Here is a 24,309-nt window from a genome sequence, read left to right as displayed (position 1 = left end):
TTACAGTTGGTTATAAATGTTGTTGAGATGTTCTCCTCTTTTTTCCCATGAGAATCTTTCAAGGTAATGTTTTCTGGCTCCGGCACTCATTTCTTTCTGAAGATTTTTATCCAAAAATAATCTGAGCAATGCGCCGCTTAAGCCCTGTATAGTCTGGTTATATTCCTGCTGGGGAACTGTAATACCAGACTGATGATTCACAAATTCTCCAGGACCTTCATTTTGAAGGCATACCACCGGTAATCCAAAAGAAAGTGCTTCCGGAACCACCATTCCTGCTCCTTCATGCGAAGGAAAAAGAAATACGGAAGCTTTTTGGTACATTTTCATTAGGTCTCTGCGGTCGATCCATTCAATGATTTCAATATAATCATTCATCTGGTTTTCGGTAATAAGACGCAGGTAAAATTCTTTTTGTTCACCTGTTCCTACCAGGATCAGCCTGCATTGCGCTCTGTCTTTTTCCGGAAGGCTATTGATAAACCCTACAAATGATCTTATGGTTAAATCAAAGCCTTTTAACGGAACAAATCTTCCCACGCTTATCACCGTAAAATCAGATTTTACAGTAATATCATTGCTTTGGAAAAAGTCTTCCGAAGCTACGGACGGATAGAGTGAATATTTATTTTCAGAAAGACCAAGCTTTTCAGGGACTCCGGTATTCATGCACCAGGTATGATCTGAATGTTTGATAGTGTTCCTTAATGAAGGCGAAAAGTTCCAGAAGAAATTTTTCACCATCCATGTGAGACGGTCTTTTATAAAATATTTTTTGGAATAATCTTGCAGATATTGTTTGGGAATCAGCGGATGATGTCCTACGGGCCCCCAGACCATTGGCTTATTAAGCTTCCATAAAAAACTTGGCGTCCAGTCGTTGTGAAAATTGACGTTATGAACAATATCAAAATCTAGTTTTTGTTTTTTGATAAACGAAATAATTCCTTTCTGCCAAAGATAATAATACAGCATTGCTCCCCGGTTGCCCTTTTTCCAGAAACGCATCCAATAGGGAAGATCAAAATAGAGAAAACGCATATTCTGATAAATGGTATCAGGATTTTCTGCCATATATTTATCGATATGTACTCTGTTATTTTCCCTTGTGATAGCGATCACTTTTCGGAATCTGGCAATTTGATACACAAAATTCCAGCCCATCGCATCTTCTGAACCTTTATAAGGATTCACTGCGTAGCAAGTTGCCAGGACAGATTGATTGGTTGTCATGAGTTCTTGTTTTTAATAGTTTTGCAGGAATGCCTCCTATAATACTGTTGTTGGGAAAAGATTTTGTAATGACACTTCCTGCCGCCAAAATGCAGCCATCACCAATCTCTACACCATCCAAAATGGTAACTTTGCTGCCGATCCAGCAGTTTTTCCCGATTTTGATTCCTTTTCTGTTAACCCCCTGATTTCTTATGGCAATATCTAAATCTTCATAATTATGATTCTCGGGATGACAGCTCAGGTACTGCCCAACGATGCATTCATCACCGATTTCCAGTCCTCCGGAACCTCCCAGATAGGCAAATTCTCCGATGCCTACATTATTTCCTATTTTTATCTTTTCTCCAATATTATTAAAGGAAGTGGAAACAATAATTCTGCTAAAAGCTCCGATAGAAACATTATTTCCGAATTCTATTCCCTGTTTTGACAATGCAGAAACATAGACATCATTTCCCAGTCTCAGGAATTTCCCCCATTTCATTTTGGAAGGATTAAAAAAGCTGACTCTCTTCCCTAAAAGCATTCCTTTTGGATTCTTAAAGAAGAAAATAACCTTTAATCCCCTGATGATGCTCCAGAGCTGAATCCATATCAGCTGAAGAATAGCTCCGGAGTTCAATGAATCATCTATCGTAAAATCAGGGTTTCTAAGTCTTATGATTTTTTCAACAATTGGTTTCATTTTGCAGTAATTATGGTGTTCATTATGGTATCCAAAGTCGTATCAAGATCATTGTTTTCAATGGAAAGATATTTTACATTCTGGTCTTTCTTATTCAGTTTTGAAAACAATGTGCTGTATTCTGTGGTCAAGTCCACTATAGAACGATAAGAAAGTTCTCTTTTTCTGCTGAGGATTTTTTCGGGAGCCGCATAAAGGAAGAAATTGAATTTCGGCTTCATCAACAGATGATATCCACTTTCAGTAACAGCCTTTGGAAGTTGGATATTACTTCGTTTAGCATCTGCAATAAAGTCGAAGTAATATCTGTCATATAGTACTATTTTTCCTCTTAGGACATATTTGAGGTAAATAATAAACTGCCCTAAAATATAATCTGTATAATAATACCCGAATCTGAATAAAGAAGAAACAGGACTCTTATTGTTCCCTTGTCTTGGCAGAGAACTCACCGCATCCTGGTGGGCTTTTTCTTTACCTTTGGTCCATACACTCAGAATAGGAAGAAGTGAGGGTCTGTGTCTCAATATTTTTACAGGTCTTCGATACCGTTTTTCTATCAGCTCAGAAACTTCAGAAATAACAGTGGATTTTCCTGCTCCGTCCACACCACTGAATGTCATGATAAAGCCTTTTTCTGAGAAAGAATCTTTCAGAAAATGGTATACATTTTTCAGAAATCGGAAACCTTTGTTGTCATTTTTTGTTTTCAGAACTTTTATGATTGTTTTTTTATCATTTGTTTTTTTTGAATCCACATGTTCTGAAATAAAATTTTTATAGGAATCAGGAATTTCCGATTCATTAAGATGATAAAAGAGGTGAATAAACCGGGCTGTATCTTTTTCAGAAACTTTATAGACTCCAAAACTGTTTTTAAATTTGTTTGCCAAAACTTCATTTGTATCCATGATTTGCAGGTATTTCCATTTCAACTGAGAGATGAGGTCAAGGTTAAGAATTTCATGATGCTTTGTGATAATTCTTACAGAGTACATAAACGATTTTTTAACGGTTGTAACGTTTTGTACGAGACTGTTGGCAGATAAAAAGGCAATCATCTTTTTTGCATTTCGGGAAGATATGATTATATCGATATCAGAATTTAATTTCAGATTTTCAGGAGCTTCGTTATGAAATTTTAAAGTGGCATAAGGGGTATGATACAGCTGATCAAAAATATCCATGATCAAAAGTTCTCTTTCTGTATTGTTTTCTGTAAGAAAAATATTTAAAGCTTCAGTCCAGGTCTGTAAAAGCCAGTGAATCTGTACATGCCATTTCTCTTGTTCCGAATATATTTTCAGGTATGATAATAGGTTGATGAGAAGATAAAATTTTAAATACTTTTCAAGTTCTTTATCGTCATACTGGAAGGCTATTGCATTTTTTTCCTTAATCTCTTTAAAAATATTCTTCCAGGATTTTTTCTGAATTAAGATACCGTTTTGGATAATAAAATGAAAAAAATCAAATCCTTTTGGTCTTTCAAAGGATGCCAGTTCCCAATCATAGATTGCCAGTGTATGGTCTTTTATATAGCAGTTCCAGGAAGTAAAATCACCATGAGAAAAAGAAAGATCTACTTTTTCGTTTTCATTGATGCCACTTAGGACAAGCTTTAATTTTCGTAATAAGTTTTTAGGAATCCGCTCATCATTTAGACTGTCAAAATCAGTTTTTAGATCCTGAAAATATCTCCAATCTGCTACTTTTGTACTTTGTGTTTTCTTTTTTGTAATGTCTAGTATTGTCTTTGCGTGTATAAGTGTCAATTCATTTACTCTCTCTCCGCCAGCAGAAATATCTGAAAGCTGTAGAACATATTCATTAACCATTTTTGAAGATGGGGTAATATATTTTGCATTGTTTTTGGATATTTTTAGGCTTTGAAATTCATTATGGATGAGTTGTTTTGCTTGCTCTGTACTTGCAATTTTATAAAAATATCCATCTGAAAATAAAAGACATTTATTATTAGGACCTACAGTTCCGGTAAAAATTGCCCAATCACTTTCAATGTCGAAAATAGGCTTTTCACCTGCTATATAGTACAATGTTTCTTTCTTGAAAATCAGTTTCTGTAGATGCATTACAAATAGTAATTTTACAAACAATGAGAACATTTTTGCCTTAAAGGTGGCTATATTATAGAACTTTAAAAATAATGGTCTTTTTGAATTTGAGCTCCAAAACCATCTCACACTCCCATCAGGGTTGGGGATGTAAGAAAAAGAAATTTTCACACTTTCTGGCTGTTGTTTCGTAAACAATCTGTATCCTGTATTTTTAAATATATTCTTCATGGCATTTCTTGTATAGTAAATAAGGATGTAAATAGTTTGCCAAGTATTTAAATGTTTGTATTTCAGTATTTTATTGATGTTTTTTAATTTTTATTTTCCAAAAAATGGAAAAATAGTGCAAGGGCTGGAATTTTAAACCACAAGATCCGGCCGTTTTTTTCTTAATATGATTTTTTGCGGGCGGGTAAGATGATTGTTATTTTTAAAGGCAATGGAAAAAATGATAATCTGGTAAAACATGATGCCATAATTACTCTCACCAAAGATTCCAAATTCTGTAAAAGAATTAATAACAACAGGAATCAAAATCCCGATCAGCATGAGTTTAATTTCTTTTTGTTCGGATAAAATAGATTTCACGGTAAAAAATACCTGAAATAAAACAATTGTAAAACCAATGAATCCCAAATTCATCAGTACCTGCATAAAGGTATTATGGGTCATTTTTCCAGGATAGGTATGGGCACTCTGAAAAAATTCTTTGTAATCGATCCGCATAAAACCGAAGCCTAAAAGCGGTTCTCTTGGTAAGCCTTCTGTTATCAGTGCCTTCCAGAAAGGAAGCCTTCCTGTAAGACTCATTACTTCTTCCAGACGGGATTGGTCTCCTCCTTTCAAAATGATACTGTATACTGCAAATGGTGCTACCGCAGCTACGACGGCCATAATTCCGAATTTAAGGGTTTTTCTTTTCGTTTGGTTCACATGAAAAAATATAATAAGCAACACCCCGATAAGCGAAGATCTGGACCCTGTCATATACAGAGCATACATGATGATAAGAATTTTGATGATGGTCCATACTTTATTTTTAAAGCGGTAAAGGTCAAAAATAAGACAGGCACATCCTACACCGGCTAACATTCCCAGTTCGTTGGGATTCATTAAAGTTCCGCCAAGTCTTGCTTCCTCACCGCCATCTGTGAGACGGAAAAAAACATCTGGAGCCACCCACATTCCAATGACGAAAACCAACTGAAGGATAAAAACAGAATTACCAAGCAAATGATAGAGCCTGATAGTATGTCCTTCAAAGTAGATATCCAGAATTTTAAGGCTTTTCACAAAAAAATAGGCAAAAACAAAGCTCTGAAAAGTCATAAACCACTGTAGGGCACTAAAGCCCGGATTTGTACTCCACGAAAAGGAGATAAACCCCAACGTAAGATAGGTCATATAAAGAATAGGGGAGAAGATGTTTTTGTAGGTAAGAGAATTGATGCTGCCATACCTGATTATTTTTTGATAAATAAGTATAGATGAAAACATAACGCCCATTCTTCCCACTACTTTTATGGCTCTTGTAATCGCGACATTCTCACTCCAGGTAAAAAAGCAGGCAACCATTAATAAAAGGACAATAAAAAGCTGGCTGTTTATTGTTTTTAAAAATTTTTGATGGGATATAGATAAAGTTTCCATATTCTATAGATGATAAAGTCCGGAATTCATTTCAGTGATAATATGTTCCCAATCGAATGCTTTTTCAACCATTTTCAGCGCATTCTGAGAAGCTGTGTTGTATTGGTTTTTGTCTGTCCATATTGCGTACATATCGCGCATAGCCTGGAGTAATAATTTCCTATCAGGGTAGGGAATGGTAATACCGGCACCATATTCATCAATTAAATAACCGATATTGGTATTTTGGGTTACGATACAAGGTTTTCCAAAATTGGCGGCTTCTATGACCGAAACAGGGAGACCTTCATTTCTAGAGGGATGTACAAAGACATCCATCTGATTCAGCAGCGAATTCTTTTCATCTCCGAATTTACTTCCCAACAGTTCCACTTTTTTTTCAAGCTGAAGATTTTTTATTTTTTGCTGAAGTTGATGCTTTTCATTACTGTCTCCAATGATCCAAAGCTTTGCATCAGGAATTTCTTTGATAAAATCTGAAAAGCTGTCCATGAGAATATCCAGTCCTTTGGTGAAAATATCCAGTCTTCCGATAAAACCGAACAGGATTGTGCTGTCGTGTGCTTTTTCAGGAAAGCTGTTGACTATTTTGTCGAATCCATACGTGATAAGAACGGTTTTGTCTGTCGGAAATATAGATTGGAGTCCCTCTATTTCACTTTCGCCGATGCAGTGTATTTTGGTTGCATTTCCGATTACCTTCTTTTCACAAAACCTTAAATAGATTTTTTTTACCCATTTGTTTTTGTTCATGGCAATGGTATTGTAAGCGCCGTGAGGGGTAATTACAAATTTGCGTTGATGTTTTTTCAGGAATTCACTTAAAGAGTAATATACGGGAATCCATCCTCCATGAAGATGAAAAATGGTGTTGTGATCTGCACTCAAAATTTCTTTTGTAAGGGCTTGAGGAATAGAAAAAGGGTTCTGACTTTTTTGAAAAACTTTGGTTTTAAAATTTCTTGCAGGATAATTAACCTCTGTATTTTCAGCAATTCCCCACACTTCTACCTTCCCGGATTTTTCTGCCTGCTGAGTTGCCAGATTGTACACAACTTTATTAACCCCGTTCATTTTTTCGGGATTGGCTTTACCTAATATAATATGCACTATGCCCATACAGAAATATTTTTTTTGTTAAGAAGGATCTTCCAGTACACAATCATTAGAATCTGGTTGATCACAAGTCCTGAAACGGCTCCATACAGTTCAAAATACTTTAAGAGAAAATGAAAACTCAGGAGCGAGAAAACAAAAGAGATACAATAACCGATAAAGAAAGCTTTATTTTGTTCCAAAATTCTGATGGCAATTCGGGTAGGGTAGCCGTAGAGGATAACGATATACAAAACGGATATTAGCCGGATAACAAAACCATACTGATGATATTTCTGCCCTCCCAGAAAAGTAATAAGAGGTTCTGAAAAGATAAAGAAGCCGGCAATAAGAATTCCCAGTACTGCCATTCCTTTCGACATATTTTTTAGAAGTTCTTTTTTTTCCTGTCCTTTATTCTGATAATGAAGCTGAGCCGTTTTCGGGAGGTAATAGTTTTCAACAGTCTGCAGAACAATATTGATGACTCCAAAAAAAGACTGCACAAGCCTTAATGCTCCCAAGGCATTAATACCAAGATAAATACCTGCGACCAGAGTAAAGAAGTTATTTGAAAACCATTGTACAACAGAGGCGCTCAGGAGCCATTTCCCTTCCATAAAATGATAGCGGAAGAGTGAACTGTTTTTGAAGCTAAAGTCTGAATTTCTTATGAAGTAGATGACTCCCGGAATGGATGCTATAAAATTAATAATACCTATGATATACAGGCTTTTAAATACATTGAGATTCTGTTCAAACCAGATTAAAGGGAAAACAGCCAGAAAAATGCTGTCAATAAAAAGTACAAGGTAAATGTGATCAACCGTCAATAAGATCTTTCTGACAAAATCCTGAAAAATATAGGCAGTTGTAAAAAGAATAACCGCTGATAAGTTGTTCTTAAAAAATTCTATGGCGGAAATAGGCAAAAACTTGGCTGTAAACAATAGCAAAGCAAAAACAAAAATCAATAGCAAAGCAGCCTGAAAAACAAATCCCAGTGATTTTCGGCTGAATTCTTTTGCTGCTGAAATCTGAAACGGCTGTACAATAACTGCATTGCAGATCCCGACAAGTAGATAGGTTACCAAAAGAACGGAAGAAAACAAACCAAAATCTGAAATACTAAGTTTCCTCGCCAGCAAAAAAGTGAGCAGAAAGTTGGATCCACTGAATATCAGCTGATCTGTGAAGACCAGAGATGATTGTTTGGACGCTATTTCTTTCAGCTTTTTCACCGCTTATTTTTTTTGGATTAATTTTTTTACGGTTGTGAGAATACTCGGATTGTAGCCTTCTTTATTAAGGATAAACCATAGATTATCAAGCTTATATTCATCTTTTAGCAGTTCTACACTCATAATACTTTTGGCAGCAGTTTTCCGGCTGTCTAAAAGGAAAAGATTCTGATCGGCAATTTTCAGAAAAAGAAGCGGCATTTTCCCTTGTCTGATGGCTTGATTATTAATAATACAAAGGTCTGTACTTTTTATTTTCTCGCGGATCATGTTGTGAATATCCGTTGAGGTAAGTTTAAGATTTTCATCCCCGGAAAAATTGATATAATGCTCTGCCTGAATATCTTTCAAGGTATTGGAAACATCCACCACCATAACTTTTTTTGATTGCATCTGTAGTGCTTTGATGAGGTTTTTGACGTGGAAGGTATGATGTTCGGGATTGTCATAGGAAGTGATACAGATGATATTTTTTTCTGCGATGATGCCTTTAAGTTCCATTTCAAGAATGTTCTCAAGAAAATAATAAGGTATTCTTTCTCTTTTTTTAATAAATGGTGTTGTGAAAGCGATGGGGATGGAACTGTTTTTCTCGATCGTATAGACATCATTTACTTTTGCTTTGGCAAAATGGATGGCATAGATAAGAGCAATAGAACCGATCATGCTCATCATAGCAGCCACAATGATAATGATGGAACGCATGGGAGATACAGGATGGGTAGAAATCTCTCCTCTGGTAATAATTTTGTGAAATGAAATTTTCGCTGCTTTGGCAATTTCAGCATCTATTCTCTTTTCATTAAGAAAATTATAATTTTTTTCATACAGATTAAACTCTCTGTTCATGATGTTGAGGAGTTTTTCTTTTTCCGGTAAGCCTACAAAAGACTGTTCAGCGATGCGGATATCCTGATCGATATCATTGTATTTGATTTGTAGATTTTTTTGTGTATTCCTAATGCTTTCGGTTTGGTAGTCCGTAAGATCTTTGATTTTAGTATCTATTATTTTTACCTTTTCATGTTCAGGGGTGTAGGTGAGAAGAAGATCTTTTTTTTCTGCCTGTAATTGCTTTATATTTTTCATCATTTCCGTGGAAAGAAGGTCGTTAAAGGCCTCAAAATTGGTGGCAAGATCCAGATAATTGTCTTTACCCTGCGTAATATATCCGTTAAGATCCTTTATCGCATCCAGGCTCATTTTCAGATTGCTTTTCTGGATTTTGAGCTGGGATATTTTCCTTAGATCCGTTTCGGTCTCCTGCGGAATATTGATGATATGTTCTTTGTTTTTGTAGTTTTCAATCTGATTCTCTACATCAGAAAGTTTATGGTTGGCCTGCCCGATCTCTCCGTTAAGGAAATCTACAGTAGTATTGGCGGCACGGTATTTATTTTCAATGTAATCCTGAATATAGGTTTCGGCAAGGGTATTGACGATCAATGCCGCTTTTTCGGGTACATTGCTTTTATAATTGATTCTGATTACCGGAACGTCTTTGTCCACAGAAACAATATCTAGGTTTTTATTGATGTTGTCCAGAAGTTTTTCTCTGCTTAAAAATTCAATTTCATATTGATCGATGATTTTAACATCTGGTCTGGAATGGATGTAATTTTCATTAAGGCTGATGAGTATTTGCCCATTAGCTATATGAACCGGAGTTCCGAAATTTCCCTTTTTCGGTGTGATAGTACCGGGAACGGTAATAGAGTAGGTTTGTTTGGATAGAACGTTTAACAGGAATTTTTTATCATTATTTTTATCATCACTGAAGGTCGCGGCTACTTTAATAGGCGAATCATTAAAAAGCTCAACCGACTGAACCTTTCCCTTTCTGTAGATTTCTGTAGATAAAGGGAGCTTCGAAAGTGTTTTCTCTATCAGTGAGGTCGATTTCAAAACCTCGATCTCTGTACTGATTTTGTTGGCAGAGGCAAACACATCGAAATCTTTAAAAAGATTGGCACTGGGAACGCCTTGCTGGGTATCGGCAAGTTTTAGTTTTGCTGTACTTTCGTACATCAGTGTTACATAGTTGAGGTACTTTTTGGCCGCCAATACAGAAATTGCCATTGCCAGGATGACAATGGGCAAACCTCTTAGCAAAGGTTTCAGAAACCGGACATTTTCGTTATTCATGATCGTTTTTTATAGAAGCCCAATGAGTATTGCTGCTGCGGAGGTAACTGTTGTAAAAGGAATAATAGTAGAGACTCTTTTATCAAAGTCCTTGCTCTTCTTAGAAGGTACAATAACATAGTCTCCCGGATGGAGCATAATATTTTGATTAGGAACATCTTTCATTTTGGTAAGGTCTATGTTGGTAACCCTTACGTTTTCGCCTTCCTGTCTTAAAATTTTCACCGATTTTAAGTTGGCGTACATTTCAAAACCTCCTGTTTTTGAGATAAGCTCAAGTAATGTATTCTGATCCTTATCGACCTGAATCACTGCGGGATTTCGTACTTCACCCATCACGGCAATTTCTTTGTTAAGAACTTTCACATCAACAATCGGATTCACAAGCCATTTTTTAAGCTTGGTTTTTATGTCTTCCTTCAGTTCAGGCAAAGATTTGCCAATCACAGAAGTTGTTCCTAATTTTGGAATTTCAATATTTCCGTTAATATCCACCAAAAGCCATTTTCCATAGACCTCGTTAGAGTTATAGATTCCATATACGGATCCCACACTCAGGTCGTCCTGTCCCCAAACTGAAAGTGTTATTTTGTCGTCTTTGCGGATTCTGTATTCGTAATTCGGGTCGAAACTAAAATCCTGCATAGTTCGTGATGGCTGCTCTTCTTCCAGCACATTATATGTTTTACAGGAAAAAAGCAACAGCATGAAAATGGATGATATGATGAATTTTTTTACCATAATTTTTTTAAAATAAAATTGAAAAGAATTTGCGGAAACCTTTTAATTTGTTTTGAGACATTTCTTCTCTTATTTTCAAGATCTTGTCTATAGTTTCTGTCATTTTTTCGCAGACATTCGCATCTTTTACCAGATAGTCAAATGCTCCGTATTTAAGTGCATTTACAGCAGTATCGATGTTTTCCTGTGCAGAGACCATGATCACATAAATGTTGGGATCAAAACGTTTGATTTTCTTTAAGACCTCAAAGCCATTCAGGTCTTCCATGTTATGATCCAGAAAAATAACATCTGGTTTCTGATGAAGCTCATCAAGACATTCTTCGCCACTGCTGAAGCAAATAATGTCTTCATAATGATGATTTTTCAAATACTGCTCATATACACTTGCACAGAATCTGTCATCATCTACAATAAAGAACTTTAAATTTTGACTATTTGTTTCCATCTTTTTTAATTTGAAAATAATAAGTCTATTATTGTGCCTGTATTTAATTATTTAAAAATCAGCAATTTATACATTTGTCTTTTTCCAAAATATGGAATTGAGTCTTGATTTTGGATGGTTTCTCATTATTTAATCTCCTCCTTCAGTTGGATTATTACGGTAATAAGAATCTTTTTTATGTTTTCAAATAGGACATACAGTTCAGCAAGATCTGTATGCTGTTCTTTTGCTGATACTTCCAGCTGCTTTACTTCTTCCTTAATGGAATATATACCTATGCCTTCTATACTGGGCTTGATCTTATGGATAAGCCTTGCTATTTCTGCATAGTCTTTCTCTTCAAATGCTTTTTCTACCAAAGGAATTGTTTCCTGGGTCTGCAAAATGAATATGGAAAGCATTTTCTGAATAAAATCCTCATCTCCTCTGCTGAGGATCTGTATATTTTTAAGATCATAAAGTGTTTTGCTCATATTGAATATCGTTGTGTTGGTTCTTCTTTGAATTTTGGTGTATTTGTGAATAATATTAAGCAGGTTCTCTTCAATAAACGGTTTGGTAATATAGTCATCCATTCCTGCACTGATACAGTTGTCTATCTCGGTTTTGAAAGCGTTTGCGGTAAGGGCGATAATGGGTGTTTCGATTCCAAGTTCTTCCCGTAATACTTTGGTGGCTTCTATACCATCCATTTCAGGCATCTGGATATCCATCAGAATAATATCAAACTTTTCTTTCCTTAAGAGATCTACTGCCATTCTGCCATTGTCCGCTTTTGTAACGCTGCATTTGAAATGTTTCAGAGAATTTTCAGCAATCAGCTGGTTCAGTTCATTATCTTCAACTAGCAATACATGAACTCCCTGAATAGAAATTTTCTGTTTCTTTTGGGAAGATTTTGAAGGTGATTCTTCATTTCCTTTTTCAACATTGAAAGTGATGGTTATAGCAGTTCCTTTATTTTTCTCACTATTTACTTCAATCTTTCCTTTCATTAATGAGACCAGCTCTTTGGTAATTGTCATTCCAAGACCTGTACCGCCATATTTCCTGGAAATAGAGCTGTCTTCCTGATTGAATTTTTTAAAGATATTGTTTATATACTCTTCACTCATTCCGATTCCGGTATCAGAAATGCAGATAGAGATTGTCTGATAACGGGAAAAGTCTTTAAGAACAGTACAATCCACCTTTATTTCACCTTTATCAGTAAATTTTAATGAATTGCCCATAATATTATACAGAATCTGTTCTATCTTTAAAGAATCTCCTTTTTGAGCAGGGGTGAGGGACTTTGAAAAAACAGCGTATAGTTGTAATTTTTTTTGTTTTGCTTTAGGTTGTAGAATGGTAATAACATTTTCGATACTTTCTTGCAATGAAAAACTTTTGCTTTCCAGAGACATTTCGCCGGATTCGATTTTGGAAATGTCAAGAATATTGTTAATAATCGATAACAAATGTTGCGAAGCATTATAGCTGTTTTCTACAAACTGTTTTTGGGTGGCATTAAGTCTTATTCTTTGCAACTCTCGTAGAAAACCTATAATAGCATTAAGAGGTGTTCTTATTTCATGGCTCATATTGGCGAGGAAGACTTCCTTGGCTTTGGATGCCTCCAATGCTTTAGCTTTTTCCTGTTTTAGTTCTTCTTCCAGTTTTTTTTGGTCTGTAACATCAAGGTGGATTCCTATTGAACCAAGTTGATTACCGTTATCATCATAATTGGGCGCTCCGCTTATTGCCCACCATCTAATTTCTCCTCTCTTATTTTTTACAGGAAGCTGATATACGCTTGAAACTCCTTTTTTTCTTAATAGGATCTGCTCTTTTACAAACTCAAGATTATTGTCTCCGTATACAAATAGCTGTGAAGGACTTTTGCCAATTAACTCATCCGGATCATAGCCAGATACATCACAAAAACTTTGATTGGCATAGCGGATGGTTTCGTTGTTGTCTACCTCCAGCAATCCCAAATTCATATTGGCAATGATGTTCCGGTATTTTTCCTCTTGTCTCTTGATGCGATCTTCAGCTCTTTTTCTTTCAGAAATATCTTTGATGAAGTAGCAGAAATATTTGTTATCATCCTGTTCTACAGCAATAACTGATATTTCTACTGTAAGTTCTTCGCCGTTTTTTTTGATAATGTTTCGTTCCAGCTGTTTATTCAGCATTGATGTGTGGAGCGTTTTATCTGCTTTCGGAATAATTTTTTCAAGAATTTTTTTACCTTCTACTTCTTCTTTTGTCCAACCGAAAGTAGAAGACGCACTTTTATTCCAAAAAGTGATTTGCCCCTTGTGGTTGGTAATGATGATGGCACTCATGGCAGAATCCATGATCATTCTGTTGCGTTCTTCACTTTGTCTTAGGAGGTTTTGGGTAACAACCCGTTCCGTTACATCATTATACTTCCAGAGATGTCCTTTGTAATGATCCTTAATGAAGATAGGAATATAATGTCTCTCTAAAAACTTCCCATTCCGGGTTTCCAGAAGTTCATTGGTTACGATTTTCTTTTCCCTAAGTATTTCATTAATTCTCTTGACAAAATAATCTTCATTCTTAAACAAAGCTTTAGACTCTTCCGCAGAATTTGTACAATCTATTCCAATCATGTCATCGGCGGAAATAGGTATATTAAACATTTTGCAAAACAAATCATTGGTAAAGATTATTTGTCTCTTTTCGTCTTCCATTAAGATTCCGGACTGGAGATTCGCCAATAGCTTTTTCAGAATTTCCACTGTTCTGGAAAGGTCTCTTTCAAGAATGATGCGCTCCCTTACGTTCACAAGAACCTGAGTAAATATGGTAAGGAGATTTTTCTCGGTATGTGATACTGTATGATAATTCCTGACAAAATCAAAACCTATAAAGCCCAGGCATTCATTTTGTAACATGGCAGGGATTACAAGTAGGCTTTTGATGTCCTGCTCCTTTAAGAGGTCTTTTAGATTGCTTTCCGGCAATTCCTGAACATCGGGATAATAAATACTTTCCCCTTTTTGGTTGGCTTCCACCCATTCACTGATGATGCCAAGAGGTACGTTCTGAAGATTGTCTATTTGAGTACTGATTCCTTCATTGCAATACTCATACATGTTTGAACAGGTGTTATTTGCAAAATCATAACTGAAAATATAAGCTCTGTCTGCCTTCACAAATTCGGACATTTCCTGAAGTGATTTCTGGACACTTTGTGGCACCTTTTTAAAAGGAATATTAATATACTCAGAAGATATATCCATTAACAGGTTCTGAAATTGGAGTTGCTGATTAAGCTGTTTCTCCAGGAAGATTCTTTTTTTTAGCTGTTCAGATACATAGGAGGACAACTCAGTCAGGTCTTCCGAATCCTGATGTTCAATCTTAGGATCAAGAATTTTGATGGACTCATAAAGATTGGAGATCAACTTTTGCTTTAAAATGTTCTCATTTTTAAGGTTGATGTAGATTTCCCGATACTCTTCCTCACTTTGTTTAAAAGCATGATCCATGAGTTCTTTATCTCTTTCAAAAGATTGATAAGACTGATTAACAGCATTAATGAAATTTTTGAACTGCGGCTGAGACTTACAGTCCTCTGTAAGATACTTGTTGATCTGTCTTTTTAAAAGGTTGTGAAATTCAGGTTCCATTTTTATTCAGTTTCGTTAACGGTGGTAATGGTAATAGTCTGGTTGTGTAAGGCACAATCATCAAAGGGCTCCAGAGGGGATATCTCTCCATATGAATAGAAACCTGTAATGAGGGTGTCAGGGCCAAAAACATCTCTCACCATTTCCACTTCTTCAGCAGTCCTGTCTCCTAAAACTAATTTTCTTCCGACACAGCTTACAATAATTGCCATTTTAGGTTTATTATGACTTATTTTAAGGCATTCACTAGCCGCATCATTGGCCGCACCAATCAACCGGTCCATGTTGGCCTTCATAAATCTTACTTTACTTTCTTCTGGAAGGTCGCCTGCAAAGACCATCATATTATCTTTCTCATTAATAGAAAGGATAGTACGTACAACCGGAGAGGAGGTATTGTCAGATTGAAGCGAAAGAGGGAAAAGAAGTGCTGAACCCGGGAGTTCTTCTGTATATTTTCCAAGATATTTCTTATAAAGATCAAGGGCATTTTTATTATCGATTTCATATAGAATGTTATGATGAGAACGGGTAACTGTTCTTTCCAACCCGAAGCTTTCCCACCCTCCGTATGATGCATGAGATAACTCCAGATTTTCTCCATAAAAACCAATTGCTACAATCTGATTAGATGAAGGGACCTGGTTTAGGCCAACTGCTGTTTTTTCAAATTTGTCCCCATCACCGGCTAATCCTCCTGAAATTAATACACGATCAGGGCGTCCGGCGTTCAGTCCCTGCACCAGCTGACTGCCATTGACGCGACTGCCATCTGATAAAACAAATACCCATTTAAGGTTTTCTTTAGGAAGCTTTTCCATAAGGGTTCTTCCAGCTTCGTAGCTGTTCGGAAAGTCTTCTATATTAATCTGTGAAGTTTTAATATGAGATGTTAAGAAACTGATAATAGTAACAGTTACTGTATTATCATATACTTCATTACAGAAAATTTCTCCGGACGATGATGATAAGGCAATCTCTGCATAGGGAAACTTTTCCTTTAGCTGAAAATAAAAATCATTGCTTTCAATAAGGTGTCTTGCTCCGTATCCTATTACCAGTTGAGCTTTTTGATAGTCAAGATTTTCATCATTCCTTTCATGTCTGCATTCTCCGTTTATAAAAAGTAATTTGGCAACTTTCATCTAGTATTTTTTTATTTCAACATTGTTAATAAGATTATAAATTGTTGATTTGCCTATATCCAAAGCCTTTGATGTTTTAATCACATCATTATTGTTTTTTTTCAGGAAGTGTAAAATGATATCTGTAGTATATTGTTTCAATGTTTTTTGCCCGTCGAGAAAAGACTCTGAATCTTTTTCAAGGGTATAAAAACTAATGTCATCTGCCGTTATTTCAGGATGGTCAGACATTACACAGGCCAGATCAATGATAGATTTCAATTCTCTTACATTTCCGGGAAAACTATAGGCAAGAAGCTTTTTTTTAGCATCAGCAGATAATCCTAAAGGTTTGATTTTATTTTCCTTTGAAAATAGCTCTATAAAGTGTCTCGCAAGAATTAAAGTATCCTGTTCTCTTTCCCGTAAGGGAGGGATTTCAATAGGTAAGCCTATAATTCTGTAATACAAATCCTCCCGGAAATTGCCTTTTTTTACTTCGTGGGCGAGATTTTTGTGGGTTGCTGTAATTACTCTTACATCCAGTTTTATTTTCTGATTTCCCCCTACTCTTGTAATTTCTCTTTCCTGTAGAGCGCGGAGCAGTTTACTTTGGATATTGAGATCAAGCTCTGCGATCTCATCCAAAAAAATGGTTCCTCCATTAGCCTGTTCAAACTTTCCGGAAGCTCTTTCCGCAGCTCCTGTAAATGCCCCTTTTTCATGACCGAAAAATTCGCTTTCTACAAGTTCTTTAGGAATAGCAGCCATGTTTACCGCTACAAAAGGCTTGTTCTTTCTAGGTGAATTATAATGAATGGCTTTCGCCACCACTTCTTTTCCTGTACCCGTTTCTCCGGTAATTGAAACATTGATACTAGATTTTAAAGCTTTGTTTATCTTTGAAAATATACCCTTTATAGATTCGCTTTGTCCAATGATAGTGCTCTCAAAAGTGTATTTTTTTTCAAGTTCATCTTTAAGGTCTTCCACCTCTTGTTTCAGCGAGATATTTTCTTTCAGCCTTATAATAGAGCTCCACAGGAGTTCTTTTGTATGCTCATTTTTTACGATATAATCTTTTGCTCCCTGTTTGAGAAAATTGATTGCCACCTCTATGTTTTCCTGTCCGCTGATAACAATGATGGGAAGATCAGGATACAGATGTTTGATCTGTTTAAAAAGTTCATCCCCTTGAATATCCGGGAGTCCAAAATCAATACAAATGATATCAGGATTAAGAAAAAGGCCCGAAAGGCATTCCTTTGCAGTCATATAAAGATGGATTTCATAGTCGGGATTTAACTGGAGATGGTATTTCAGCATTTCTCCGAAAAAAGGGTCATCGTCAACTATGAAAATTTTGAAAGTCCCCATTTGGTTTTAGTTTTAGTTATTACTAAAATAAGGATTTTTCATCAACTTATGAATTATTATTTAGATGTTTAATATGATTGGTGTGTTTTATTTACTTGTATTCAATAAATTGTAAATATGAATGGATTTATCAAAGCCGGATATCCCATAATTATTATTTTGGAATATCATTTTTATACCCTATTGATTTTTCATATACTTCTTTGTCCAAAATATTGAAGAATCAGGCGTAGAGATAAATTTGTATAGTGACAATCTTGGCAAAAGAGCTATCACCATCTTATGTGTTAGATATAATTGAGTAAAATTTTGATAAGATTTAATTTGATCATAAGGTTCTTACCAGACAGATGCCATTCAAAGTTTTGACCAATTTTATCAAATAAATTCTTTTAGTTTGTGTTTAATGCAATTTAATTTTCAAAACTTATAGCAATCGGCATTGGAATAGTAAGTTTTCAATTTATTTCCGTTGTTTGAAAAAAATAAATTGAACTTTTTAGCACAATATTTTTAACTTTATTACTTCTCTAATGTAATAAGAACCTACACTTTAGAATTGTTTTAAACAATCGAAGAGAATATAAATTCTTAAGCTTTAGAAAACAAATTTCATTCTCACTTAAATTTATGGAATATATTTTCGGCGAGCAATTGAAATTAGGTTTAGATTATAAAAAAATATCCAATACAGATACTTCCGACTCTTTGTTTGGCAAAGAAAGAGCTACTTTCATCAAGCGGCTTAATCCATCTTTGGATTAAATATTATCTACATCAAAGGAGACTCATTCAGTAGTCAGTTTAATTCAGATTTGACTTTGTATGCTATCTATAGACAACATTTGTTAAAAAAATATAATCTTGGTAAGCAATTTATTTAATATTATAATTACATAACTAAAGACTAGAAATTATAATATGATATTTAGTTCGTTTTATACATTTTTGATCCATTTGTATATATCTTCGTTAGATAAAATATTGAGTTTCTTCCTTATACTATTTTTTCTGTTTTGAACAGTTTTCGGTGATGTAAAAGTATATAGGGCAATATCTTTGGTTGAAAAATTGAGAAATATATAAGCGCAGAACTTTAATTCACTTGATACCAAATTTGGATTTATCTGTAAAAGATTTTCACAAAAAGCGGGATAAACTTCTTGGAAGCGGGTGAAAAAGTGGGCACTATTTTCCTTTGCTAGATTTATTACATCATCAAAAGCAACGTTCAGCATTGACTTTAATCTTTCTGTCTCCTGTTCTTTTTCTTCAATAATTGCTCGCTTATTTTCTAGCTGAATTTTAGAAGAATTAATGATGTCGTTTTGACCATTTTTTACTTTAGTGTGAAAATAGTTGACGTACAAAGCAATTAAAATTATTAAAAGCAAAATACTACCTATTATCAAGTATAATTTGGTGGTTTTCTGCTGGAAAATTTCGTTTTTGTCTTGTATGATATTATCGACGGATGCCTTTTTACTTTTAATTTCTAGTAATGTAATAATATCATTGACTTTTATATAAAGTTCGGAATATTTTTGGTATTCTTTTTTATTCTCAGTCTCTTTGTACAACTGTAAAATACTTTTATAGTTGTCTCTGAGGACATATATATTTTTTGATTCACTGGAAAGTTTGATGGACACTAAAAATTTTTCTTCGGCAATCTTGTATTTTTTATTATTCAGGTAAAAATTTCCAATGTGGTGGTTGATGATCATCGTTGTACCTACATTGTCATTAATTTTATTGTAATCAAGGGCTTTAGTATAATAGTAAGCAGCAGAATCTTGATTCTTTCTCTCATTCCATATGTCTCCTAAATTTATTGCTATTGAAGATTTTAAAGTATATTTATCAGAATCTGGAATTTGATCTTTTGCAAGATTTATATAGTAATATGCTTTGGTTATGTAATGATAAACGGAGTCCTTATCACCAGATTTTCCATCTATTGCTCCAGCAATATTATTATAATTAATAGCATTAATCACATTTTCCATTTTTTTTGAATTTTTGCCAATGCGTATAGCTGATCTGAACTTGTCAATAGCATTTTCAAATAAATTTTGTTGATAATAGCAGTCTCCAATGTGTCGTTCTGCTTCTGCAAGCATATCATATCTTACTTTTGAATATTGACATTTTTTAAAATTATTAAATGCTTTAATTGCTTCGCTGAAATCACCAACCATTTTATTTGAAATGCCAATATTAAAATAAGCTTTAGAAATGCCTTTGGAATAATTTATCTTCTGCGATTCTTTCAATAAATATTTTTGTGTCTTAATAAATGCCACATAATTATTATTTTTTACTTCTCCCCACGACACCTTTGACAAAGAGTCAATTACTTTTGGAGCTAAATTTTGAGCTGTAAGCATGTTTACATGAAATGTTGTGATAATAATAAAAAAACATAAATTTTTTAAATTTAACATCCTGAGTTAATTAATGAATTTATAATGGTTGATGAATTTTTTTTGAAGAAAATCATTTTATGTCTAATAACTTTAATTTTGTTAAAAATATAGATTAAATATGATATAATATAGATAATGTTTCAGTTATATTATTGTTGTTTTTTTATTTTAGATTGCATTTTATTAATGTGTTTATTTTGCTAATCAAATGACACGTAAATGTTTGAATATATATATTAAAATTATATCCTGGAATATTTTATTAATTAATATATTACGCATAGTATATTTCTAAAATTTTACTACCACAGATTTTAATTGGTAAATGCCGCACATAAATATTGAATATGCCTTCGCTTGCTAAATTTCTAGTAAAATAGTTGTCGACAAATTATCTATTAGAATTTATTTTACGGCTTCCAGAAACTCCACACTTTACCATTGAATACGGCTAATTGTTTAGCAAATGTATCATAAGCCATCATTCCTGCTGGTGGATTTTGAATATTAAGGTGTGGGGAAGCCATTTTTGGTAGGATCATTGCCTTGTTGGTATCGGCCAATACCAAAATCCCTGTAGTGGCATCCGTAGATGGATTTCCTCCTATCATCACTTTCGCAGTGGAATTTTCTGTTAAATTATCTTGCAAAGTGGTATTTATAATTCCTGTGGTGTCATAATTGGCAATGCCATTTACTGTAGTGATCTCATTTTTAGAAAGATCAGACCATGCTCCTGCTTTTCTGTATTTTACTTTTTTATCGGATATATCAAAAATGATGGTTCCATCTACAGGATTTGTGAGACCGGTGTAGGTTGCATTTGGAGCTCCGGCAACGGTAGAAACCCAAGGAAGCAGGATTCCTTTGTAACCATTGGTAACATCACTAACTCCAAATTCTAAAGAGACTGTTGCGTTTGTAACACTTGTTTTTCCTATTGCCACTTGCGCATAGGCGAGTGTTGACAAAAGGATAAAAGCCGATATAATTAATTTGTGCATTTCGTTTTTTTTAATTGTTTAAAAAGTGCTGTTAAGGTTTAAGACCTTAACAGCGTTAAAATATTTATGGGCAGGTTTGGGTATTGAAACATTTCCAGCCGCCAGAAGTTCCATCAGTATTGATTTTAAGACAATCTGCTTGTTCATCATAAACCATCATTCCTTCTACAGGATCTGATAAGGCTACTATTGCTGCTGTGGTAGAAATTCTGTTGATTACAAATCCTTTGGTTTTAGATTCTAGAACAGTCCAAGCGTTATTTCTTACCATTGGCCAGTTTCCGTTTTCTGCACCAGCTCTTCCAAGAGAAGTGATGCCATGTTTAGACTGCACCGTTGTTCCAGTTGCTGCAGGTTTGTAGCATGCTGTACATGTGCTAACATTCACGGTTACTTCACTTTTGCTTATACAAGATCCCAAAGATCCTGATAGAATTGTCCATTCAAATTTGTAAACTCCAACTACGCTAAGACCTGTTACGGTGCTAATGCTGTTAGATGGTGTCAAGATAATAGGGGTTGCGGCTGAAGGAGCAGATACCAGTAACCATTTACCAGTGTTTCCTGTACCAGGGTCATTTCCATTGAGTATTGTACTTGTAACACATGAAATAATTTGCTCATTTCCTGCATTGGAATTAATTTGTGTAGATATAAAGATTGAAAAAGTGTCTTCCATGGATGTTCCCGCACAAGCGTATTCCTTATTTAAGAAATTAATATCTATTGGTGGGGTGTTAACCACAGGATTTACCTTAAAAACATATTCACCGGGTTTATCTAAATTACCAATAACCGTAGAAGTATTCGAAATAGTTCTGTTAGTGTAAGGTTCATAAGTTGGAGTTGCGGAACCAACGGGTTTTGATATTAGAGTGAAATTATAGAATGCAATATAATCTTGAAGATAACTACTATTTATAACTCCTTTGTAAACTGCCGGAAGTGTAACTGTTGCTGTAGTAATACCATTTCCCTGATTACAAACATATACATCATCTACAGTTACCTTTTGTCTTACTTTGTCAGAAATATGCACGTAATATAGTTGTGTAGTAGTACAGCCTCCTAATGAACTTTGGGTAACTCTATACCTATAGGTTCCTATGCTCCATCCAGAAAGTGGAGGTGTTAACGTTACACTTCTTGAAGATGTATTTGCTCCCGATATTAAAATGGTAGGAGATCCACCTGGAGGTATAATACCATCCTGGGTAATTGTAGTGACAAGACTCACAGGGTCTGCTGGATTAAGTGTAAAACCAAAAGTAACTGGTGTTAGCTTACCTGCTAAATCACAATGAACCTCGCCACCACTACCGCTACTGTTATAAACCATCATTTGGTTGGGATATGAAGGATTTAAGAAATTAACTGCAGATGGTGACATTCCAAGATGTACGTACGTGAGTTGGGGGCTAGTATAACTTCCAGATGTATTGGTAATTGTAAGCGTAAAAATATATGCTCCTACAATATTGATGTCTTTTAAGTAGACTCTAGAATCAGACAAACTTACAAATGTTATAGTTGCACTTGGTGATGGCGTACTAAGTATATTCATAGTAACAGTTGTTCCATATGAAGTGTTTCCCGACGAACCGGGTGTAAGTGTCGAAAAGAATGGAGTATTAGTTTGTAATAGTATAGAATAATCCAGATTATTGGCTGCGCATCTAGAGGTGTTTGTAACAGGTTGTATTTGAGGATTGGGCACAAAACGGATGATGGCAGAATCTTCGTACCAACAATTCGGATTGAGGGTAGAAGTTATTCTAAGGGTCACCACATATGCAGGGTCTGCATTATGATTGGTTTTATTGATAAGACTAAATGTAGTATTAGCACTGGTAACAGAGCTAAATTGAGAGTTGATATTTGTTTTTATACTACTTCTTTCCCAAGTGTATATATTATATGCACTCCATTGTCCGGTATAGCCATCCGGAATCACTCCGTTTAAAGATGCAGATCCTAACGTTGCATTTATATTAGTAATATCTGGACCTGCCGTAAAACCAGAAATATCACCAGGGGAAGTGATTGTTATTAATGAAGTTGTATTTCCTGATGGGCAACTTTTATAAAGTTGAAATGTATAATTTCCATAAGAGGACATTCCTGTAACTACAGGATTTAGAATATTAGTGTTTGAAATAATGGGATCCGTTGCTCCCGGCGGTTTAGAAACCAGTGACCAGATGGGATTTCCTGTGGTAGAGTTCCCTGCACTTCCTGATAAGGTATATGATGTTCCACAGATTGTAGTATTCCCCCCTGCATTTACTGTACATTGCGAGTGCAAAATACCTGCACATAGCAAAGTAAATAGAAGAAAGTAGTTCTTAAAAATTTTCATATTTGTGTTTATTTATTGCTTTTTTTTAGAAAAATCTTAATTAAAGAGATAGCTAACGTCACAGTAATTTTTTTGAAGCACATTAAAATTTAATGAAATGGCTTTTCAGAGTTTTGATGCGAGCTTATGTCCGAAGAGTAAATCTATCTCAGATAATTTGAATGCAAATCAATAAAAATATTGTGGAACAACATAAATTTCAAATACCCATTACATACCTATCGATTGTATTGCTCAGATTATTAAATGCTTAAATTCAAAATTGAACTTAAAATAATTTTTATGTCTTAAATACTTGAAAAATTTAAAATTGGAGTTGTTACCTTTGTTAGGATACATTTGGCAATTTTAAAAGAGTATTAATCAGGTCAGTTAGCAAAGGAAATGTCTAGGAAGTACGGCTTTCATTATCAGAATTTACATGACTGGAAAAGATGTTTCAGCAGCATCAGCACCACCAATGAATTGGCAAAATGCAAAGAGTCATAGCTGGAAAATAATCGTTTATAAAAGATGTTTGCCAACCTGAGTCTAGAGCATGAAGCATTGAAAAATGTGCTCTCAAAAAAGTGGTAAAGCCTGTCCAAAAGCGTAAGGCTGTAGAGTACATTGTTCGGGAATATTCCTTAAATATCTTACAAGGGTGTCAATGTGTAAGCTTGGAAAGATGCAGTTATTACTATCATTCAAAAAGACGATACGAAGATTCAAAAAGATGTATCACAGTCTTAGGAATGAGTGATATAGCTGGGTTCATAAGAAAGTATACTGTATTTACAAGATGCTATGATTAAATCTTTTGTGAAAATGTAAAAGGAGACTTGCTACCAGAGAGCGTAAAAATCTTGAAGTTCCTGAAAAGTACAGCGCGGTTGGGATTATGGATTTTATGAGTGATTTCTTATATAATTCCCAAAGATGTCAAACGTTCAACGTTATTGATGATTATAATTGTGAGACCCTTTTAGGCTATATATATTAGATAGTATAAAGATTTCAAGTGAAAAATTCAAACCGTAAAATGTTATACTGTAACAGTTTGATAAGTAC

Annotated in this window: 16 protein-coding genes; 1 reads left to right on the top strand and 15 read right to left on the bottom strand. The window is 34.8% G+C overall.

The features are described 5' to 3' along the window. The 12 genes from AC1Q7L_RS18420 to AC1Q7L_RS18365 all read right to left on the bottom strand — a co-directional run bounded on the left by AC1Q7L_RS18420 (position 1) and on the right by AC1Q7L_RS18365 (position 17,467). Complete coding sequence (locus tag AC1Q7L_RS18420; RefSeq protein ID WP_083536218.1) at positions 1 to 1,233, bottom strand: glycosyltransferase family 4 protein; 1,233 nt, start codon at positions 1,231 to 1,233, stop codon at positions 1 to 3. After that, the gene (locus AC1Q7L_RS18415) at positions 1,181 to 1,921 is read right to left on the bottom strand and encodes an acyltransferase (protein WP_073174729.1); all 741 of its coding nucleotides are present in this window, start codon (positions 1,919 to 1,921) and stop codon (positions 1,181 to 1,183) included. Before AC1Q7L_RS18415 ends, AC1Q7L_RS18420 begins: the two co-directional genes overlap by 53 nt. Next, on the bottom strand, positions 1,918 to 4,227 hold the full coding sequence (locus AC1Q7L_RS18410) for a nucleoside/nucleotide kinase family protein (RefSeq protein ID WP_073174728.1): 2,310 nt from the start codon (positions 4,225 to 4,227) through the stop codon (positions 1,918 to 1,920). Before AC1Q7L_RS18410 ends, AC1Q7L_RS18415 begins: the two co-directional genes overlap by 4 nt. Before the next feature lie 132 nt (positions 4,228 to 4,359). Next, positions 4,360 to 5,649 (bottom strand): O-antigen ligase family protein, encoded by a 1,290-nt coding sequence (locus AC1Q7L_RS18405; RefSeq protein ID WP_073174727.1) that lies wholly within the window; start codon positions 5,647 to 5,649, stop codon positions 4,360 to 4,362. 3 nt (positions 5,650 to 5,652) lie between these two features. Then, a complete protein-coding gene (locus AC1Q7L_RS18400) occupies positions 5,653 to 6,768 on the bottom strand; it encodes a glycosyltransferase family 4 protein (protein WP_073174726.1) in 1,116 nt (371 codons plus the stop codon). After that, complete coding sequence (locus AC1Q7L_RS18395) at positions 6,759 to 7,985, bottom strand: lipopolysaccharide biosynthesis protein (protein ID WP_073174725.1); 1,227 nt, start codon at positions 7,983 to 7,985, stop codon at positions 6,759 to 6,761. The genes AC1Q7L_RS18400 and AC1Q7L_RS18395 overlap by 10 nt, the downstream gene beginning before the upstream one ends. 3 nt (positions 7,986 to 7,988) lie before the next feature. Next, positions 7,989 to 10,130, bottom strand: a complete 2,142-nt coding sequence (locus AC1Q7L_RS18390; protein ID WP_073174724.1) for a GumC family protein — start codon at positions 10,128 to 10,130, stop codon at positions 7,989 to 7,991. 9 nt (positions 10,131 to 10,139) lie between these two features. Further along, complete coding sequence (locus AC1Q7L_RS18385; protein ID WP_073174723.1) at positions 10,140 to 10,871, bottom strand: polysaccharide biosynthesis/export family protein; 732 nt, start codon at positions 10,869 to 10,871, stop codon at positions 10,140 to 10,142. Positions 10,872 to 10,878: 7 nt separating this feature from the next. Beyond that, positions 10,879 to 11,319 (bottom strand): response regulator, encoded by a 441-nt coding sequence (locus AC1Q7L_RS18380; protein ID WP_073174722.1) that lies wholly within the window; start codon positions 11,317 to 11,319, stop codon positions 10,879 to 10,881. A 125-nt stretch (positions 11,320 to 11,444) separates the two neighbouring features. Then, entirely contained in the window at positions 11,445 to 14,966 is a 3,522-nt protein-coding gene (locus AC1Q7L_RS18375) for a PAS domain S-box protein (RefSeq protein ID WP_073174721.1), read from the bottom strand. Positions 14,967 to 14,968: 2 nt separating this feature from the next. Next, positions 14,969 to 16,111 carry an FIST signal transduction protein gene (locus tag AC1Q7L_RS18370; protein WP_073174720.1) on the bottom strand — a complete coding sequence of 381 codons (1,143 nt, stop codon included), beginning with the start codon at positions 16,109 to 16,111 and terminating at the stop codon, positions 14,969 to 14,971. Further along, positions 16,112 to 17,467, bottom strand: a complete 1,356-nt coding sequence (locus AC1Q7L_RS18365; RefSeq protein WP_073174719.1) for a sigma-54-dependent transcriptional regulator — start codon at positions 17,465 to 17,467, stop codon at positions 16,112 to 16,114. It lies immediately after the preceding gene. Between the two features lie 630 nt (positions 17,468 to 18,097). Between AC1Q7L_RS18365 and AC1Q7L_RS18360 the strand changes: the two genes are divergently transcribed. After that, positions 18,098 to 18,232, top strand: a complete 135-nt coding sequence (locus AC1Q7L_RS18360) for a hypothetical protein (RefSeq protein WP_262484369.1) — start codon at positions 18,098 to 18,100, stop codon at positions 18,230 to 18,232. Between the two features lie 173 nt (positions 18,233 to 18,405). Here AC1Q7L_RS18360 and AC1Q7L_RS18355 read toward each other — a convergent pair whose 3' ends face one another. The 3 genes from AC1Q7L_RS18355 to AC1Q7L_RS18345 all read right to left on the bottom strand — a co-directional run bounded on the left by AC1Q7L_RS18355 (position 18,406) and on the right by AC1Q7L_RS18345 (position 23,259). Next, the gene (locus AC1Q7L_RS18355) at positions 18,406 to 19,857 is read right to left on the bottom strand and encodes a hypothetical protein (RefSeq protein ID WP_073174718.1); all 1,452 of its coding nucleotides are present in this window, start codon (positions 19,855 to 19,857) and stop codon (positions 18,406 to 18,408) included. Between the two features lie 449 nt (positions 19,858 to 20,306). After that, complete coding sequence (locus AC1Q7L_RS18350; protein WP_073174717.1) at positions 20,307 to 20,900, bottom strand: phage tail-like protein; 594 nt, start codon at positions 20,898 to 20,900, stop codon at positions 20,307 to 20,309. 64 nt (positions 20,901 to 20,964) lie between these two features. Then, on the bottom strand, positions 20,965 to 23,259 hold the full coding sequence (locus tag AC1Q7L_RS18345) for a hypothetical protein (RefSeq protein WP_073174716.1): 2,295 nt from the start codon (positions 23,257 to 23,259) through the stop codon (positions 20,965 to 20,967). Positions 23,260 to 24,309: the final 1,050 nt, after the last annotated feature.

This window comes from Chryseobacterium sp. GW823-FHT05E08 (genome assembly GCF_058795655.1).
The sequence above is the reverse complement of the archived record's forward strand: the minus strand, read 5'-3'. Positions and strand labels throughout refer to the sequence as shown.

Excerpts from the sequence above, each read along its gene's own strand:
- AC1Q7L_RS18420 (WP_083536218.1), bottom strand. The coding sequence starts at position 1,233 with ATGACAACCAATCAATCTGTCCTGGCAACTTGCTACGCAGTGAATCCT.
- AC1Q7L_RS18415 (WP_073174729.1), bottom strand. The coding sequence starts at position 1,921 with ATGAAACCAATTGTTGAAAAAATCATAAGACTTAGAAACCCTGATTTT.
- AC1Q7L_RS18410 (WP_073174728.1), bottom strand. The coding sequence starts at position 4,227 with ATGAAGAATATATTTAAAAATACAGGATACAGATTGTTTACGAAACAA.
- AC1Q7L_RS18405 (WP_073174727.1), bottom strand. The coding sequence starts at position 5,649 with ATGGAAACTTTATCTATATCCCATCAAAAATTTTTAAAAACAATAAAC.
- AC1Q7L_RS18400 (WP_073174726.1), bottom strand. The coding sequence starts at position 6,768 with ATGGGCATAGTGCATATTATATTAGGTAAAGCCAATCCCGAAAAAATG.
- AC1Q7L_RS18390 (WP_073174724.1), bottom strand. The coding sequence starts at position 10,130 with ATGAATAACGAAAATGTCCGGTTTCTGAAACCTTTGCTAAGAGGTTTG.
- AC1Q7L_RS18385 (WP_073174723.1), bottom strand. The coding sequence starts at position 10,871 with ATGGTAAAAAAATTCATCATATCATCCATTTTCATGCTGTTGCTTTTT.
- AC1Q7L_RS18380 (WP_073174722.1), bottom strand. The coding sequence starts at position 11,319 with ATGGAAACAAATAGTCAAAATTTAAAGTTCTTTATTGTAGATGATGAC.
- AC1Q7L_RS18375 (WP_073174721.1), bottom strand. The coding sequence starts at position 14,966 with ATGGAACCTGAATTTCACAACCTTTTAAAAAGACAGATCAACAAGTAT.
- AC1Q7L_RS18370 (WP_073174720.1), bottom strand. The coding sequence starts at position 16,111 with ATGAAAGTTGCCAAATTACTTTTTATAAACGGAGAATGCAGACATGAA.
- AC1Q7L_RS18365 (WP_073174719.1), bottom strand. The coding sequence starts at position 17,467 with ATGGGGACTTTCAAAATTTTCATAGTTGACGATGACCCTTTTTTCGGA.
- AC1Q7L_RS18360 (WP_262484369.1), top strand. The coding sequence starts at position 18,098 with ATGGAATATATTTTCGGCGAGCAATTGAAATTAGGTTTAGATTATAAA.
- AC1Q7L_RS18355 (WP_073174718.1), bottom strand. The coding sequence starts at position 19,857 with ATGCTTACAGCTCAAAATTTAGCTCCAAAAGTAATTGACTCTTTGTCA.
- AC1Q7L_RS18350 (WP_073174717.1), bottom strand. The coding sequence starts at position 20,900 with ATGCACAAATTAATTATATCGGCTTTTATCCTTTTGTCAACACTCGCC.
- AC1Q7L_RS18345 (WP_073174716.1), bottom strand. The coding sequence starts at position 23,259 with ATGAAAATTTTTAAGAACTACTTTCTTCTATTTACTTTGCTATGTGCA.